Origin of the sequence: Simiduia curdlanivorans (assembly GCF_030409605.1) — a bacterium.
GTDB lineage: Bacteria > Pseudomonadota > Gammaproteobacteria > Pseudomonadales > Cellvibrionaceae > Simiduia > Simiduia curdlanivorans.
In genome coordinates this window covers 362483-379239 of sequence record NZ_JAUFQG010000004.1, presented here as the reverse complement: position 1 = coordinate 379239, position 16757 = coordinate 362483, and the positions used below count along the sequence as shown (strand labels likewise).

The following is a 16757-nucleotide window of genomic DNA, read 5'->3' as shown; positions in this document are numbered from 1 at the left end:
TGCCTATCAGCTTTCGTTTTGGCTGTGGCGTTCTAATGCAGCGAGACTGGCTTGGTAATCTAATAGTGGCACGATTGCACCGCGATGCTGAATGACGGCTGCAGCACAGCGCGCGCCCTCGCTTACGGCGAGTTCCGGCCCTAGGCCTCGATAGCGTGCGGCTAAATAGCCGGCATTGAAGGAGTCGCCGGCGGCGGTGGTGTCTATTACGGTTTTAACTTGGCAGACATCTACCGCGTTCAAGGTGTTCTCGTGTACCACTAAGGCGGGCAGCGCGCCGCGTTTTACCACCAGTTCCGGTAGCGCGTAAGTAAGTAGCCGCGCCATAGTCACATCTTGGTCCTGCTCATTCCATAGCGCTTGCTCATCTTCCAGTGTGAGCAGCGCGATATCAGCTAGTTTCAAAAACCGCTCCGTTGTGGCTTGAGCCGTTCCCAAGTCGGGCCAAAGTCTGGGTCTGAAGTTAGAGTCGAAAACCACTTTACCGCCTTTTTGCTGGTAGTGGCTGAGGAACCTGTGCAACCGCTCGCGGGCCTCGGGGCTAATGATGGCAATGCTGATGCCGCTTAGGTAAATCATCTGCATGTCGAGCAAGCTGGGATCTGGGTCGCAATTGTTAAAGAGCAGGCGCGCGGCTGAATGGTCTCGCCAATAGGCAAACTCGCGCTCGCCATCCGGTCGATTGTGAATAATGTAAAGGCCTGGTTGGCGTGTTGGCTCACGTTTAATCAGGTTGGTTGCCACCTGCTCTTGGCTTAGCTCAGCGAGTATGGCGTCGCTGTGGCTGTCTTGCCCTAGGTGGGTGACATAGCTAGTGGGGGCACCTGCGCGGGCTAGGTAAATAGCCGTGTTGTAGGTGTCGCCAGCATAGGCTAGGCGCTTAAGGTCTTGGGGGGCTGGCGCCAGTTCAATCATCACTTCGCCAATAGCGGCAATACCGTACATGTCTACCTCGCAAACATTATGACTTACCAAAGGTTGACAACAAGCTTACCATTTGAAACTATATTGGTCATGCCAATTGGCGATATTTTTCATTAGTATGCTTCTTAATCGGAAGCTTGCGGCCTCTCTCGTCACTGTCCGAGAAATATCGCCGGCATAAATTTGCACCTTTCACCCTCCGGAAACGGAGGGCTTTTTTCAAAAAAGGTTGCCTATTTGACGTTATCGAATAGTTGAAAAATTTGGTCTGGCCAAATTCCAACCTCGATGTAAATTTCGAACCTGATGAAACTAAAGATGGAACCACTGATATGGCCAAGGCATTGAGACTTAACCCCGATAGGCTTTTTCCAGCCAACGAACAAACGCGGGCAATCGCGCGACGTTTGTATCAGTCTGTGGCGAAGCTCCCTATTCTGAGTCCTCATGGTCATACTGATCCGTCTTGGTTTGCAGAGAATCTAGCTTTTGGTAACCCTGCTGAGTTGCTGATTACTCCGGATCACTACGTATTCCGCATGCTCTATAGTCAGGGCGTGGCGCTAGAAGACTTAGGTATTCCTACTCAGGATGGCACCCCTGTTGAAACTGACCCGCGAAAAATCTGGCAGATTTTTGCCGAGCATTATTATTTGTTTCGCGGAACGCCGTCGCGCATGTGGTTGGATCATGTGTTTGTCGAGGTGTTTGGTTTGGATGTGGCGCTGGATGGCGAGACCGCGGAACTTTATTACAGCCATATTGATGCGGCGCTTAAAAGTGACGCCTTTCGTCCGCGCGCGCTGTTTGAGCGCTTTAACATTGAATTAATTGCCACCACCGAATCGCCGCTCAATGATTTGCGTCACCACAAAGCTATTGTAGAGAGCGGCTGGAAAGGGCGGGTTATTACGGCGTTTAGGCCGGACAATGTACTCGATCCCGAATTCGAAGGTTTTCACAGTAATGTGGCATATTTAGGTGAGCTCACCGATGAAAACACCCGCACCTATGCGGGATATCTAAGCGCACTGCGCAAGCGCCGAGCCTTTTTTAAGGACATGGGTGCAACCTCAACTGATCACGGACACCCTACAGCCAGCACCAGCAATTTATCAGATGCTGATGCCGAAGCGCTGTTTAACAAGATCATGGCTGGTGCTTTTAGTGCTGCTGAGGCAGAGACATTTCGCGGGCAAATGCTCACGGAAATGGCGGCTATGAGTATTGAAGATGGTTTGGTTATGCAGATTCACCCCGGTGCTTTCCGCAATCATAATCAACAGTTGTTTGCGCGCTGGGGTAGGGATAAAGGTGCCGATATTCCATCGCAGACAGAATATGTTCGCGCACTGAAGCCCTTGTTGGATAAGTTTGGCAACCATCCAGATTTAAATATTATTTTATTTACCTTAGATGAGACCAATTATTCGCGCGAGCTAGCGCCATTGGCGGGCCACTATCCGTCGCTTAAGCTTGGCCCATCTTGGTGGTTTCACGATAGCCCTGAGGGTATGCGTAGGTTTCGTCAGCAAGTTACAGAGACTGCAGGCTTTTATAATACGGTCGGGTTTAATGATGATACTCGGGCTTTTTTATCGATACCAGCGCGTCACGATGTGGCGCGTCGCATGGATTGTAGCTTTCTCGCCGAATTGGTCAGTGATCACCGACTTGAAGAAGAAGAGGCCTTCGAGTTAGCTGCGGATTTGGCTTACAATTTTGCTAAGAAGGCCTATAAACTCTGATGAATCATCGACTGAATCAACAACAACTTAAGCGCTTGCCGGCAGATATTATTCTGCCGCAGTATGATCGCTCGCAGGTGAAGGCAGGTATTTTACATATTGGTACGGGGGCTTTTCACCGAGCTCATCAAGCGGTGTATGTCGATGATGTATTGGCCTTAGAGGGCGGTGACTGGGGCATTGTTGGCAGCAGTTTACGCAGTAAATCGGTAGCTGAGCAGCTCAACCCCCAGGATGGTTTATACACTGTGCTCGTGCGCGATAGCGCAAGGCTTCAAACCAGAGTGATAGGTTCCGTACTCAATGTGTTGTATGCCGCGGAGCAGTCGGAGGAGTTGCTTGATACCTTGGCTAATCCCAGTATCAAAATAGTGACCTTAACTGTTACCGAAAAGGGCTATTGCCATGATCCGGCTACCGGAAACTTACTGATTAATCACCGAGACGTAACCGCCGATCTTCAGCCCAACGCCATACCTAAAACTTTGTTGGGGTGGTTGTGCCGAGGATTGCAGCGTCGAAAAGCGGCGGGTTTCACCGGTCTCACGTTGTTGAGTTGCGATAACTTACCTAACAATGGTCGGGTGTTAAAAAAAGTATTGTTGCAGTTTTCTCAGCGGGTCGACCCTGCCTTGGCTGTTTGGATAGAAAAAAGTGTCAGTTTTCCTTGCTCGATGATTGATAGGATAGTGCCTGCAACCACCGAGGAAGACCGACTCTTTGCCGCGCAGACCTTGGCCTGCCGCGACGAGGGTTTAGTGGTTACCGAGCCTTTTAGTCAGTGGGTTATCGAAGATAATTTTATTGCCGGTCGGCCGGCCTTTGAAAAGGTTGGCGTACAGATGGTATCTGACGTTACTGCCTATGAAGAGATCAAATTACGCTTCCTTAATGGTGCCCACTCTTTACTTGCCTATGCGGGATTTTTGGCGGGTTACCAGTACATAGCTCAAGTTGTAGCACAAGAAAATTTCGTTGCTGCGGTACAGGACTTTTGGAAATCTGAGGTTCTTCCTAGTGTTTATGTACCCTTAGATTTTGATATCGATGCTTATCAATCCCAGTTATTGGCGCGCTTTTCCAATTCAGCACTGCGGCATAAAACATGGCAAATTGCCATGGATGGCAGCCAAAAAATTCCCCAGCGTTGGCTGAATACCTTGCGCAGCCAGCTGGCGAGTGGTGGCGAAATTACCTGGCTGGTTTTTGCGTTGGCCAATTGGATTCGCTATGTTCGTGGCTATGATGAGCAGGGGCAGGTTATTGATGTGCAAGATCCGTTGGCGCTGGAGTTGCGGGATTTGTATCGTCAATACGACAAAAACTATCCAAAATTGGTCCAAGGATTTTTGCGCTTAGAGCAAATTTTTGATGTTGACTTAGTGGATAATGAGCGCTTAAGTATGGCGTTGGCCGAGCAGCTAGAACACTTGGCGGTAGATGGCGTTACGGTTTGTTTAGGTAGGCTTCTAGGCAAGTAACTGTGGCATTAGAATTTCACAAAAAAAAGCCAGCGCAGTGCTCACTGCTGTCCCACAGTTATGTCGCGGGGAGAGTTTGGTGCCCGTACTAGCGACCGTCACCCGCATGGAAGCGGGTGTTGAGACTACATGGATGTATTCACGTCGTGTTGCTAGTGCGGGCACCAAACTCATGTCCAAGTATACGCCGAGATGTCGCATCTATTGTGAGGCTTAAAGCCTAACGATGGTCATATCGTTTTTGTGGGACAGCAGTGAGCGCAGTGCTGGCTTTTTTGTGGGCTGGTTTCTGTGCGGTATTTCGCTCAGCCACCTAGCATTTTTAGGCGAGCGCGATTGGTGGCGCTTTTTTGTTTAGCTTCTTCAACGGCTTGCGCTTCGGAGGCCTCTAGTAATTGTTCAACCACATGAGTTAAATGGTTGCGCATTGCAGCTTTGGCCTTTTCAGAATCTTGAGCTTTAAGCGCATTGAAAATATCTTTATGGGCTTTGATGCGTGTTTTGGCTCCGGCCTGCCTGACCCTGACTGATAATAGCCTCGGGTAGCGGTGAGTTATTGCGCAAGCGCCAGAGGTGCTCGATGGTGGATTCAATGGCCGCGTTTTTACAGGCTTTGGCAATGGTGAGGTGGAAGCGCCGATCGGCACTTTCTTCGGGCGTTTCCTCGTCGCTTTCTAGCACTAGCTCTTGCAGTGTTTGCTCCAATTCAGCGAGCTCTTCTGGGGTGATATGTTTGGCTGCTAAGCCCGCCGCTTCAGACTCGAATAATATGCGTGCTTCAAGTACCTCGAGCGCACCTACATCTTTTTCCGACGCTTTAACGCCGCCACCCTGACCCGTGATGTAGACACCTGAGCCACCTTTAACTTCTACGTAGCCAGCAATTTCTAAGGATATGACCGCTTCGCGCAGCGTTGGGCGGCTGACATTAAAGCGCTCTGCCAACTTGCGCTCAGCGGGTAGGCGACTGTGCCCAACGGGTAGGCGCGTGGTGAGGGAAGTCGCCGCGGGTGATAGCTTCGGCAAGCTGCTCTGCAACCTGTTGATAGAGGCGGCTGTCGGCGTTCAGGCTCATGAATTTTCCTTAGTTGAGTTTCCGGCCTTAGTGTAACGGATGCCCAATCCGCTGAACAGAAGTCACTGGAAAAATTGTATGTCCAATTATGTAGTTTGGTAAGGCCGCCGGCTTTTTTTTTAGTCGAATTGGTAATGATAAGTTAATAGGCGCTAGCTTAAGGCGATGGCAACGAGGCGAGAGAGCAGTCGTCATGATGGTTGGGGGGGCTATTGAATTGGAATAATGAGCAGTGGCTTAACCAACGCCTCAGCAATGATTTCAGCGATGTTGCGGACATAAATCTATTGTAGCGGGAGAGGGGTTGAGCGCGTTGGGCTGCACAAAGCTAACCCTGTCGTAACCTAGGCGAGCATGGTTAAGAGGTGGGCGGTGTGAGCGGCAACTGATGAGTATCTCAAGAGTTACCTGATCTAGCTGTAACTAATACACCTTTCAGAGCGATATCTTTACCAAACGAAAAAGCGCCCAGTTGTTAGGCTGGGCGCTGTTCGCGCTTTTGTGTGGTCTTTAGAGAGCTTAGCTACTGCTCAACTTATTTGTGTTCCACCCAGAAGTCATACACAACCACTTCGCCGTAGTTATTGGCGTTGCCAGTCTGGCTGCCTTCTTTTTCGGCATTGCTTTGGGTGTAGTTACCTATTTTGAAATAGGATTGATCGTAATTGCGGTTCATCACATAGGTGTTTGAACCATCTTTTACCAAATAACTGCTCGCGTTACCCGCTTTGTAGGCCGCTTCCAATTTGCCATCTTCGCTGTAGTAAACGTAGTGCTTACCGTTGATTACCTCGAAAATCACTTCGTGCTTGGTGCCTAAGTTATAGTTGGTCTTAATAGTTAGGTCGCTGCGCAACACGCCACCGTTGAAGCTCAGGAACAAGTGTTTGTTCTCCAGGCGGAGCACCATGGCGTCGTCGATACCATCACTTTTGTTGCCGTGGATTTGAGTGGCAACCAAATGGGGTTTTACGATAGGCAAATGAGTGATCGCCTGCTTAACGTAAACAACGTGGGTGCCGCTAGTGGTCCAGTAAATATCAGAACTGCCGGTGGTGGTGCGTTCGCGCAACTCGGAGCGGATGTAATCTGAGTTTGGCGTTGAACCGTTGTTGCTTCTGATGGGCGCCTTAAACACTATACCGTCGCGATTGTCGTTAACGAAGAAGTATTCGTTGTTGTATTCACCGCAAAGAGTTTTGTCTTCAACGCCGCTTGGGTAGGTAATCTTCCATTGGTTGCAGTTATCCATAAGGTCGGAAGGGATTTCTGCCGTGCCGGTTGAACCACCGCCTGATCCAGATCCACCGCCCGAGCTGCCGCTGTCTGCCACGGATTTAAATTCCCAATGCTGATTCACGTTGCTATCAGACGAATTCCAGAGGTAGATGGCCTGACGACTAGCTGCGCCATTATTGCCGTCCAGTCCAAAGAGTAAGATACGCCGCGCTTTTTAATGCGATAAACTTCGGTGCCGGCATAAATCTTCACCTTAGAAAAATGTTGGTTGTAGTTATTGGTATCGCAGGTTTGCAATGTGATCGCCTGACGCTTCGAGCCGCCGTTGCCGCCATCCCAGCACAAGTTGGTGCCTTCTTTCTTGTAGGCGTAGTAGCCATCGCCACGATCGAGTTGCACCCATTTCTGATTTACGTTGCTTGTATTGGTGCCCCATAGATAGATTTGTTGGCCTTGAATTGCGCCACCGTTGCCGTCGATGGAGAAGCCAGTACCGTATTTTTCAATCACAAATGTTGCTGCATTTGCCGTTGATGCGAAGGCTGAAATGGCCAACAGGGCGAATAAATTTTTATAGTTCATATCGAGTCTCCCTGCTTAGTGACTGGCGATGCCAGAGTGGGTGGTTGGGGTCATTGCTGTGGGTTTGATTATTTTCATTATTTTTTGCTCTTTGTGCAGCGGCGCTAAACGCTAGCGCGCATGCGTTGTGATTATTAGACAGCGGCCGTGTTTACCTCGGCTTTCATCCTATCCGCCCACTGGCCGGGTGTGCGGGACATCAGGTACCTCTGAAATAGGGGATACGCACCATTGAGTGTGGTGTGCCTTCGGCGCATGGCTTATTTTTTTTGGGCGCCCAATATTGTTTCGCATTGGTTTCGATAGTAGTTTTGTTTTGCGGGAGATGCAAATAATTCACGTTGCCAATAAAATTGGTTAACCAATTTTATTGGGGTTTTTTATGGGGCTTTGAATTAATTCTTTAGATAACAATGCGTTATAGCTCATATTTCTAGTGTTCTTTGCATTGCTCAGGATGTTGGCTAAACAGTAAATGATTCTACCGTACCAGATTGGCTCGCCTTTTAGTTTTATTGTGTCTGATAGATTGTTTGTTGTGCTTCTTGGGGGCGATTAATTTCTATCAGATAGGGTTTCTAGGCAGCGCAGAGGATTTAGGTGTTTAGGTTAAGCGACTAAGTCCAAGGGCGGAATGTTGTGTGGCAAAACATGGGTGATCATCGTCAGGGCTCGGTATCGAGTGTTAGCGTCACATCTATTTAACAAAAATGCTTGTTTATATTGCGGCACGACGGGCATTGCCTAGTTTGTTTAGATTGTTCGGGTCGCAGGGTTAGTTTTGCAGTGATCTCTGTCTTTATCTCTTCACCTCTTTTCTGCTCGCTTCTGTTTCCGCTGCTAACCACCAATGGTTCGATACTTAGCAGCCTATTCACACAAAAAAAACCACGGTAATTACCACGCTTACGCACACGCTAGTGGCTTAGGCTGTGCACGAGTATTGCGGCCAATCCAGATTAGCCATCTAGGTAGGTGAGTGAATGGGATTATGTTGGGGCCAAAATTACAGGCTGTCGGAGTATCGCCGGGGCGGATCAGATTAGGGTGCAAGGCAGGGGTTTCCTGAATGCAAACGCCTAGATCGTCTGCATGTAATGTCTGAAGCTGAGCTGCGATCAACGCGCTAGTTCGCCAGTTAATCGTTGCTTCTGTTTTAAAGCGTGTGATCTGGTGCAACTTTTTTTATCTGTTCTCCGTAGTTGTTATAGAGCGAACATTTATTTACCCCGGACTTGATCAGGAAAATTCTATGTCGAGTTTTAAATCTCTGGTAGAAGGCTATGGCGGGTATCACCCGTGGAACTTTAAACAGTCGTCAATGGCCGTGATGCGCGTTACGGTTTTTGATTCAAAGACTCGTTGGGGTATTTGTGCAGGCTTGTCTATGTCTAACACTACTACCCGTTAAAAATTGATGTCTTGCAGTTAAAACATCACAGTAATTACAAAGCTTAGGTATAGGGTGAAGGTATATTTTTCGAAAGACCTTGCAGCTAATTTTGATAGATAGATCACCAAAATTCATGAGCCAATAAAAAATTTAAATAAATTTAGCAATTTAAAAAGTTAAACACAGAAAACTGTTACAGGAGTATCTATGAAATACGTAAGGTCATTTAGGCATATAGGAATTTTGTTCTTAGTTATGGTTGTCGCTGCCTGTGGAGGCGGTGGAGGCGGAGGTAATGGTGGCGATGGGCCTGCCGTAACTCCCCCGCCTGCGTTGGCTGCGCCAGCGCTTGCTGATTTGGCTACGCAAGTTTTTGTCGCTAATGCGCTTGTTGATTCTATCTCGTTTACAAATACCGGTGGCGGTGAGCTTACGGCGTGTAGTGCGGAAGGTTTGCCCCAGGATATTACTGTGGCCCTATCTGCAAACGCCAGCACCTGCGAACTCAGCGGTATAGCAAGCCTCGCACAAGCTGCCACAAATTTTAGCGTTACCGCGACAAATGCCAGTGGTACTTCGACAGCGTCGGGCACTATACAAATAGATGAGGCCACCGCCTTTATCACCAAGTGGAAGACCGATAATCCTTTTGGGGTAAGTGAAGATAATCAAATCACCCTGTCTACGTCACCAGCGTTCAGCTACAACTATACCGTTGACTGGGGCGACGGCAACACTGATGAGAATGTAACCGGCGATATTACCCACACTTACGCCACGCCAGGTGAATACACTGTCGCTATCACCGGAAATTTTCCACAACCCTTTTTTACGTTTGATGGAGAGGAGGAGGTTCTTTTATCCGACTCGAGTAAGCTTCTCTCTGTGGAGCAGTGGGGCAACCGCCCATGGCTTTCGATGGAACAAGCATTCCTATTTTGTGAAAATTTGGTGATCAACGACACTCAGCTACCCGATTTTTCTCGTGTTGAGAGCATGAGAATGATGTTCTTTGGCGCAAGCGATTTCAACAGTGACATTAGCGACTGGGATGTATCCCACGTCAGTGATATGAGTGACATGTTCCTTTGGGTAAATGGCTTTAACGGCGACCTCAGCGCCTGGAACGTATCGAATGTGACAAACATGAGCGGTATGTTCCTCGGTGCGAGGAGCTTCAATGCAGACATCAGCGCTTGGAACGTATCGAATGTGACAAACATGCGCCGTATGTTCGCGGGAGCTAGCAGCTTCAATGCTGACATCAGTGCCTGGAACGTATCGAATGTGGAAAACATGCAGGGCATGTTCTCAGACGCAAAAAGATTCAACGCTGAAATCAACCAATGGGATGTATCGCGTGTCACAGACTTTTCTAGCATGTTCGCCTTCACCGATGACTTTAATCAGAATATCGAAATTTGGAATGTATCCAGCGCTTTGAATATGGAATCTATGTTCAGAAATGCTACTAGCTTTGACCAAAATATCGGTGGCTGGGATATTTCAAGCGTAACGAACATGTCGGAAATGCTCGAAGGCAATGTGCTATCCCTTGAGAACTACAACTCATTGCTTATCGGATGGGCAGCGCAGGGCGTTCAGCCAAATGTTAATTTCGGGGCTGGTTCCGCACAGTTCAGCGCAGAAGCACAAGATGCCCGCAACCTACTAACCGATGCATTTGGTTGGACTATCGAGGATGGCGGGCTGCTCGTACTAGCCGAGCTTGAAGCAGTATCAATGACTGCCTACACCAAAAATGAAGTGATATTTCCGATAAATAACAATGGTGGTAACGCTGATCAATGCACATCCAGCGACTTACCGGCAGGCTTGAGCGTTCAGGTGACAAGCGATGGCAGTAGCTGTGAGATTGTAGGCACCCCAGTGGTTGCGCAAGCGTCTACACAAGCCAACATTACCACCACCAACAAGATAGGCAGCACCAGCTCAACTATCGACATCACCATTTTGCAAGAAACCCCTTTTATTACTCGCTGGAAAACCGATAACCCTGGTGCCAGCGCGAATGATCAAATTACCATCAAAGTTTCGCCAGATTTTGATTATGACTTTAGCGTGGACTGGGGGGATGGGAATGTTGATAACAATATCACCGCCGATATTACCCATACCTATGCTGTCGCCGGAGAATACGTGGTTTCAATTACCGGCAAATTTCCACAGCCATTTTTTATCAACACTTTCGATGCCAGTCTTACTGATTCGCCAAAACTGCTCGCTGTAGAGCAGTGGGGTCAGCGCTCTTGGTTGTCTATGAAACAGGCGTTTTTCAACTGCGTCAATCTCGTTATCAATGATCTTGAAAGCCCAGATCTCACATTTGTAAAGAGTATGGCGTCTATGTTCACTAACGCCGACAACTTGTCGGGTGAGATGAACAACTGGGATGTTTCAACGGTGACGGATATTTCTTCGATATTTAACGGTGCGGACAAATTTGATGTAGATGTCAGCAATTGGAATGTGTCGAATGTAGAAAATATGGCGGCAGCTTTTTCCAACGGCTCATTTAATCAAGATATCAGTAACTGGGATGTATCGAGCGTCACTAGCATGAATTCAATGTTCAGGAATGCGTCAAAATTTAACCAGGACATTGGCAGTTGGAACGTATCAAAAGTCAGAAGCATGAGTTCCATGTTTGAAAATGCTGATGGGTTTAATCAAGACATAGGTGCTTGGGATGTATCGGGCGTCCAATTTATGACAAGTATGTTTGAAAATACCGCTCTGTTTAATCAGGATATTGGCGCGTGGAACGTTTCAAATGTGATCAATATGCAAAAGATGTTCAGAGAAAATAGGGTATTCAATCAAGATATTGGCAATTGGAATGTATCCAAAGTATTGGATATGAGCGATATGTTCTTCGATGCAAATGCGTTCAACGCGAATATCGGGGGTTGGGATGTATCAAACGCTACCAATATGTCCAGAATGTTTAGACAGACCGATACATTTGATCAAGATATCAGCCAATGGAATGTATCAAAGGTCCGCAACATGGAGGACATGTTTGCTGCTGGAGCGCTTTCTACACCAAACTACGACGCAATACTAACGGCTTGGAGCCAGTTAGAGTCACTTGTTGCTGGTGTTAAATTTAGTGCGGGCAGCACTACTCTTTCACCGGAATCACAAGCGGCTAAGGATAAGCTCGTTAACGACTTCGGCTGGGTGATCACTGATGGTGGACAAGTGACACCTGCACCCTAATATCTACATGAAATTACGGTGTTGAGTTCTTAGCTGGCTGTTGCTCTGATAAGCATTGAGTGGCAGCCAGTTGTAGTTCAGCTCCTATGTTATTCAGAGGTTCCCTAGCTATTCTTCGCTATAAACTCTCTAATTGTGTCGACAAATATCTTTGCAGCGGGCTCTCTACCAAGCAGTAGGTGCCCCTCGCTCTCAAGCCCTACGAACTCGGCATTTGGAATGCGAGAGGCAATATCTCGGCCAACGCTAACAGGAATGCGTTGATCGCCAAGGGAGTGAATTACCAGTGTTGGCACCGAAATTTTTGCTAATTGTTCACGTACATCAATGTCGCCAAATGCCGATAAAAATCGAACTGCGTTTTCAGGCGATGTCGTTAAGCGCTGGAATTCATTAAACCAGTCCAGCTCTGACTTCTTGGCGTTTGGCAGAAAGGTTGATGAGAAAATTTGCCGATAGGCTGGGTTACTTTGCCCCCAGCCAACTTCCGTCAGAGTTAAAATGGCTTCTCTTTCTCGCATCTGTTCTTCACTGGAATCAATGCGCCAGCCAGCTGCATAGCCACCAAAAAGAATGAGATGGCTTACTTTCTCAGGGTGTTTGATGGCGTATTCAATGGATACTGAGGCGCCTTGCGATATTCCCAATAGGGCAAATTTTTCGAGTTTGCTGGTGGCGACGACCGTTTCGAGGTCTTCTACAAAGGCGTTGAATGAAATGTCTTTTACATCCCAGTCAGATAATCCATTGCCGCGTTCGTCATAACGTAGAAAATGGTGGTCAGTTGCTAGATCGCGAAAAAGCGGACTCCAAATAGGCGCGTCCCAGTCGTGTTCTAAATGGCTAAGCCAGTTTGCCGCTTTTACAATGGGATAACCCTCTCCAACTGAGGCATAGGCTATACGAACGCCGTCTTGGGTTGAGCAAAATTTAATTTTCTGACGGCTTAGGATTTCATGCGTGGATGGTTTTTGACTTTCTTCGTCCGTGGTGTTTTCTATGCTTTGGCTGTTCTTAATTGGCCAGCAGATTCCTGCATTCCTGAACCTGGTTGCTAACTCTTCAGAGGTCTTTTCGAAGGCAGATAGTTCATTCAATGACTTTAATTGATTTAATAATACCCTAGCGGCCTTCGTGTTATAGGGGTCCTTGTCTAGCCAAATCTTTTGCCATTTCAATTTCTCTATTTGCGTAAGGCTCGCATGTAGCGATAGCTTGGCGATAACTCTGCAATACATCTTGTTAATTTCATGGCGCTCTGACTCGAGCCAGCGTTGAAAAATGCTTTGGTCTGGAAGGTCTATGCCAATTAGAAATGGCTCTTCTAATAGATTAAGAATTTTCTCGAGCTCGTCAGCGGATAAATCTTTATTTTCAATAGCCTCATTTATTCTATGTATGTCAATTTCAATGTCTGAGGTTAGTAGGGCTACACGCTCTCTATCGGCGATCAATCTTTCTGTTGCAACGTCATTTATCAGAGGGCGAATTTTACTCAATGACCAACGCAAGGCGCCTCTAGGATCATTAGGGATGTCCCAAAAAACCTCGCACAATCGGTCGCGTCTGTGAGGTCTGGCAGTAATGGCGAGAAATGCGAGTAGGGCTCTAGCGCGCTTCGATTTTGGCAGCACTATTTCTTTGTTGTCTCTCTGCAGTTGAAACTCGCCCAGGGTTTTTAGGGTGATGCTCATTTTTACGAGCCCCTGTCTGTCGTTGTTGTAGCGCTCGTCACTTTGTTGCTGTTCACAGTGAACTCTATCCTTCCGTTGTTTATGCTCAGCCTAGTGTCGGCACAGGTTATCGAAATAGGTGTTAACTTTTGATTTAAGGGGGGTTCGTCTGATTTACCAGCTCCGACCGAATTAAGTTCTCGGTTACGATATAGCATGAGGGAGTGCAGTGTTAAGTTGGCCGGGCGAAGTTTACAGTACCTTTCTGTTGTTGCGCTATTTGGTCTCTAAAAATTACCTTACCAGATATTGACAATTAGACAGATCTTATACCTGCGCGTGGCTATAACTGAGTACAGTTTTACCGCCTTTGGTTATCTTTTGGTATCAATTTTGTTTTTCCAATGGAAAGTATAGAAATATCATTCTGGTGGCTAATGCATTGACTGCTAAATTGATTGCCCGCTGACCTGTCTTCGGCATCAAACTGACTTGTTATATCCTGAATCTGCCGGTGTGTCATAAAATGAGTGTCGTTAATCGTTAGGCGCATGTTTGGCGATTAAAGATGAGTGTGAACCTCGCGCCGCCTTCGGCGGCGTTGTTCGCCGTAATACTGCCGCCATGCACGGTCATGATTTGTCGTGCTAAGGCTAGGCCAATTCCTGCACCTTGTGGTTTAGTCGTGTAAAAAGGCAGGAAGATATCGCTCAATCTTGTGCTTTCAAACCCCGGGCCGTTATCGCAAATGGTTAGCGCAATCTCGCGCTTGTTATTGATGCTCGCCTGCATGCGAATGGCGCCGGATTGGGTGTTGTTTTGGTCTAGCGCTTGCTGGGCATTGCGTAGCAAATTGATAATGACTTGTTCGAGTAAGTGTGGATCTGCTGCTAGCGTTAAATTTTCTGGTTGGCACTGTATGGTGCAGGTTGTGTTTTTTACATTGAGCGTTGGTTGAATAATCGATAGGCAGCGCTGAAATAAATTCAGCACGCTAAATGTTTGAATTTTAGGTTCCGGCAAAAGGGTGAGGCTTCGGTAGCGCTGGACAAACTCCATTAAGCCGTCGGCGCGCCGGGCGACCGTATTGGTGGCATCCTGCAAGTCGTGTAAATCTTCGTTGGGTGTGGGCGTAGTCGCCTGCATGTGTTGCACTAAGTCGTGTGCGCTTTTTGCTAGCGAGGCGATGGGGGTAATGCTGTTCATCATTTCGTGGGTGAGCACGCGCACGAGATCTTGCCAAGCCTGTAACTGTGCCGCTTCCAGTTCGCGCTGAATGTCGAGCAAGCTGAAGAGCTTTTCCGATTCTTGGCCGATATTTAGGCATGTCATTTGGGCCATCAGTTGTCGCTGTTCCGTGCCATCATCAAACAGCAGCAGCTGGCGTTGACCGGGCTGCAACGCGGTGATACTTGTGGCGAACGGGAGGCCGAATTGTTTTAGTTCTTGGCTGCGCGTTAGGTTGGGCAATAGTTGTCGCGCGGCGTGGTTGTGCAAGCGGAGGTGGTTGTCCTCAGCTAGGGAAAAGAGAGGCACAGGGCTGGTTTCTACTAAGGTTTGATAATAGCGAAGTTGTGTGGCTTGATCGGTTTTTTGTGCGTTCAGCGCTTGGCTCACCTGTTGATAGGCTTCGAGCAGCTCGTCGGATAGGGTGCTATCTTGGGAAATAAAATTGTTGCTGTTGCCTTGCTTGAGTGCCACGAGAAATTGTTGAAAGCGTTGGCGCTCTTGATTGATAGATTGCTCGAGTCGCCAAATTTGCCAAAGGCTTAACGCTAAGGCGAATAAGGTTGCGCCCCAATAACCCGGCAATTGCCAAAGCCACAGCGCTAGCCACAGCGTGAGTGCGAGTAGCGTTACTCTTAGCTTGACGTTAAGAGGTAAAAAGGTAGCGCTCTGTTCGTTAGAGGCCATATTTTTCCATCCTTCGATAGAGGGCGGCACGGGTTAACCCTAGCGCCTTCGCTGCCTGACTAATATTGTAGTGATGCTTACTCAGCGCCTTCTGCACCAGCTTTTGCTCCATGCGTTCGAGATCTAAATCTTCGTCCATTGGTAGCGCCATTGTCTCTGGCGCGTCGGGTATCGCGTTAGCCTGCGGGTGGCTTGCTTCAGCGAGTTGTAAATCAGCCGCCTCGAGGAATTGCCCTTCCGCTAAAATGACTGCGCGCTCAATGGCGTGGCGCAAGGCGCGTACATTGCCAGGCCATGCTTGTCGCTGGGCTAGCGCCTTTGCTTGATCCGAGAGATTGCGATTATGCTTACGATATTTACGTGCATAAAGTTGCGCATAGTGTTCAGCCAGTAAGGGAATGTCGTCTGCGCGCTGGCGCAGCGGCGGCACGGTAATCTCAACGGTGTTGAGTCGAAAAAACAGATCCTGTCGAAACTTTGTCTCGTTGGCCAAGTCGCTGTGGCTGAGGTTGGTGGCTGAAATAACCCGAACATCAATGGCGATAGGCGTGTTACCACCGACTGGGGTCACCTCGCGCTTTTCCAGAACCGTTAATAGCTTGGCCTGCAAGGGTAAGGGCAGATTGCCAATCTCGTCTAAAAACAAGGTACCGCCCTGCGCAGCAACGAGGCGGCCAATGCGGTCTGTATGAGCGCCGGTAAAAGCACCTTTCTTGTGCCCGAATAGTTCAGACTCAAATAAGTTTTCGGCTACAGCACCTAAATCTACGGCCATAAATATTTGCTGGGCGCGTAGGCTTTGTTGATGCAAAGCGCGCGCAACCAGCTCTTTGCCGGTGCCGTTCTCGCCTAAAATTAAGACATTGGCATCGGTTGGTGCAACTCGATTAATCAACGATCTTAGTCGAGTCATGCCCGCTGATTGGCCGAGCATTTGGTCATGGGTTTGCTGGGCCTGCACTAGTGCGCGATGACTTTGTTTGTATTGACTCGCCTCACTCAAACTTTGATGCAGGCGCACGGCTGCAGACAGAGTGGCAATCACTTTTTCGTTCTGCCAGGGCTTGGCAATAAAATCCGTCGCGCCGTCTTTAACGGCTTGCACGGCGGTGTTGATGTCGCCGTGAGCGGTAATCATGATCACCACCGCATTGGGGTCTAGGGCTAGAATTTTTTTGAGCCAGATAAACCCTTGTTTGCCACTGCTTTCACCGGGTGAAAAATTCATATCCAATAAAATTGCATCGAATTGATGGGTGGCGAGCAAGTCCGGAATTTGCGCGGGGCGGTCGGTGGTGATGACCTTGCCCACCTGGCGTTTAAGCAGCAGCCTAGCCGCGGTGAGAATGTCTTGATCGTCGTCGACGACCAATATGCTGGTGTTATTCACGGCGCTAAATCCTCCCTAGGTGTCCGGTATCGTACAAGTTCCCTTGGCATAACACAGCTTTGGCTGTTCGTTTTCGAACACAATTGCGCGATGCA

Annotated in this window: 12 protein-coding genes; 4 read left to right on the top strand and 8 right to left on the bottom strand. The window is 48.2% G+C overall.

The genetic code is table 11. The annotated features are described in order from the left end of the window. Positions 1-6: 6 nt before the first annotated feature. Entirely contained in the window at positions 7-945 is a 939-nt protein-coding gene (locus QWY82_RS01870; RefSeq protein ID WP_290259440.1) for a sugar kinase, read from the bottom strand. Between the two features lie 311 nt (positions 946-1256). On the opposite strand from QWY82_RS01870, the gene uxaC reads away from it, so the two are divergent. Then, positions 1257-2672 carry a glucuronate isomerase gene (gene uxaC, locus QWY82_RS01865; RefSeq protein WP_290259439.1) on the top strand — a complete coding sequence of 472 codons (1416 nt, stop codon included), beginning with the start codon at positions 1257-1259 and terminating at the stop codon, positions 2670-2672. Further along, positions 2672-4153, top strand: coding sequence for a mannitol dehydrogenase family protein (locus QWY82_RS01860; protein WP_290259438.1), 1482 nt, complete (start codon positions 2672-2674; stop codon positions 4151-4153). The genes uxaC and QWY82_RS01860 overlap by 1 nt, the downstream gene beginning before the upstream one ends. 305 nt (positions 4154-4458) lie before the next feature. Here the strand turns inward: QWY82_RS01860 and QWY82_RS01855 are convergent, their stop codons facing one another. From QWY82_RS01855 to QWY82_RS01840, 4 genes are all read right to left on the bottom strand, one after another. Next, positions 4459-4581 (bottom strand): hypothetical protein, encoded by a 123-nt coding sequence (locus QWY82_RS01855; protein WP_290263545.1) that lies wholly within the window; start codon positions 4579-4581, stop codon positions 4459-4461. 52 nt (positions 4582-4633) lie between these two features. After that, complete coding sequence (locus QWY82_RS01850) at positions 4634-5179, bottom strand: FadR/GntR family transcriptional regulator (protein ID WP_290259437.1); 546 nt, start codon at positions 5177-5179, stop codon at positions 4634-4636. Between the two features lie 584 nt (positions 5180-5763). Next, positions 5764-6588, bottom strand: coding sequence for a polysaccharide lyase family 7 protein (locus QWY82_RS01845; protein ID WP_290259436.1), 825 nt, complete (start codon positions 6586-6588; stop codon positions 5764-5766). Continuing rightward, complete coding sequence (locus tag QWY82_RS01840; RefSeq protein ID WP_290259435.1) at positions 6585-7049, bottom strand: RICIN domain-containing protein; 465 nt, start codon at positions 7047-7049, stop codon at positions 6585-6587. Before QWY82_RS01840 ends, QWY82_RS01845 begins: the two co-directional genes overlap by 4 nt. 1252 nt (positions 7050-8301) lie before the next feature. Between QWY82_RS01840 and QWY82_RS01835 the strand changes: the two genes are divergently transcribed. Together QWY82_RS01835 and QWY82_RS01830 are read left to right on the top strand one after the other, a co-directional pair. Beyond that, positions 8302-8460, top strand: coding sequence for a hypothetical protein (locus QWY82_RS01835; RefSeq protein WP_290259434.1), 159 nt, complete (start codon positions 8302-8304; stop codon positions 8458-8460). Positions 8461-8649: 189 nt separating this feature from the next. After that, the gene (locus QWY82_RS01830) at positions 8650-11685 is read left to right on the top strand and encodes a BspA family leucine-rich repeat surface protein (RefSeq protein ID WP_290259433.1); all 3036 of its coding nucleotides are present in this window, start codon (positions 8650-8652) and stop codon (positions 11683-11685) included. Positions 11686-11789: 104 nt separating this feature from the next. Here the strand turns inward: QWY82_RS01830 and QWY82_RS01825 are convergent, their stop codons facing one another. From QWY82_RS01825 to QWY82_RS01815, 3 genes are all read right to left on the bottom strand, one after another. Further along, on the bottom strand, positions 11790-13184 hold the full coding sequence (locus QWY82_RS01825) for an alpha/beta fold hydrolase (protein ID WP_290259432.1): 1395 nt from the start codon (positions 13182-13184) through the stop codon (positions 11790-11792). Positions 13185-13901: 717 nt separating this feature from the next. Beyond that, positions 13902-15272, bottom strand: a complete 1371-nt coding sequence (locus QWY82_RS01820) for a sensor histidine kinase (RefSeq protein WP_290259431.1) — start codon at positions 15270-15272, stop codon at positions 13902-13904. Beyond that, positions 15262-16662, bottom strand: coding sequence for a sigma-54-dependent transcriptional regulator (locus QWY82_RS01815; RefSeq protein ID WP_290259430.1), 1401 nt, complete (start codon positions 16660-16662; stop codon positions 15262-15264). Before QWY82_RS01815 ends, QWY82_RS01820 begins: the two co-directional genes overlap by 11 nt. Positions 16663-16757: the final 95 nt, after the last annotated feature.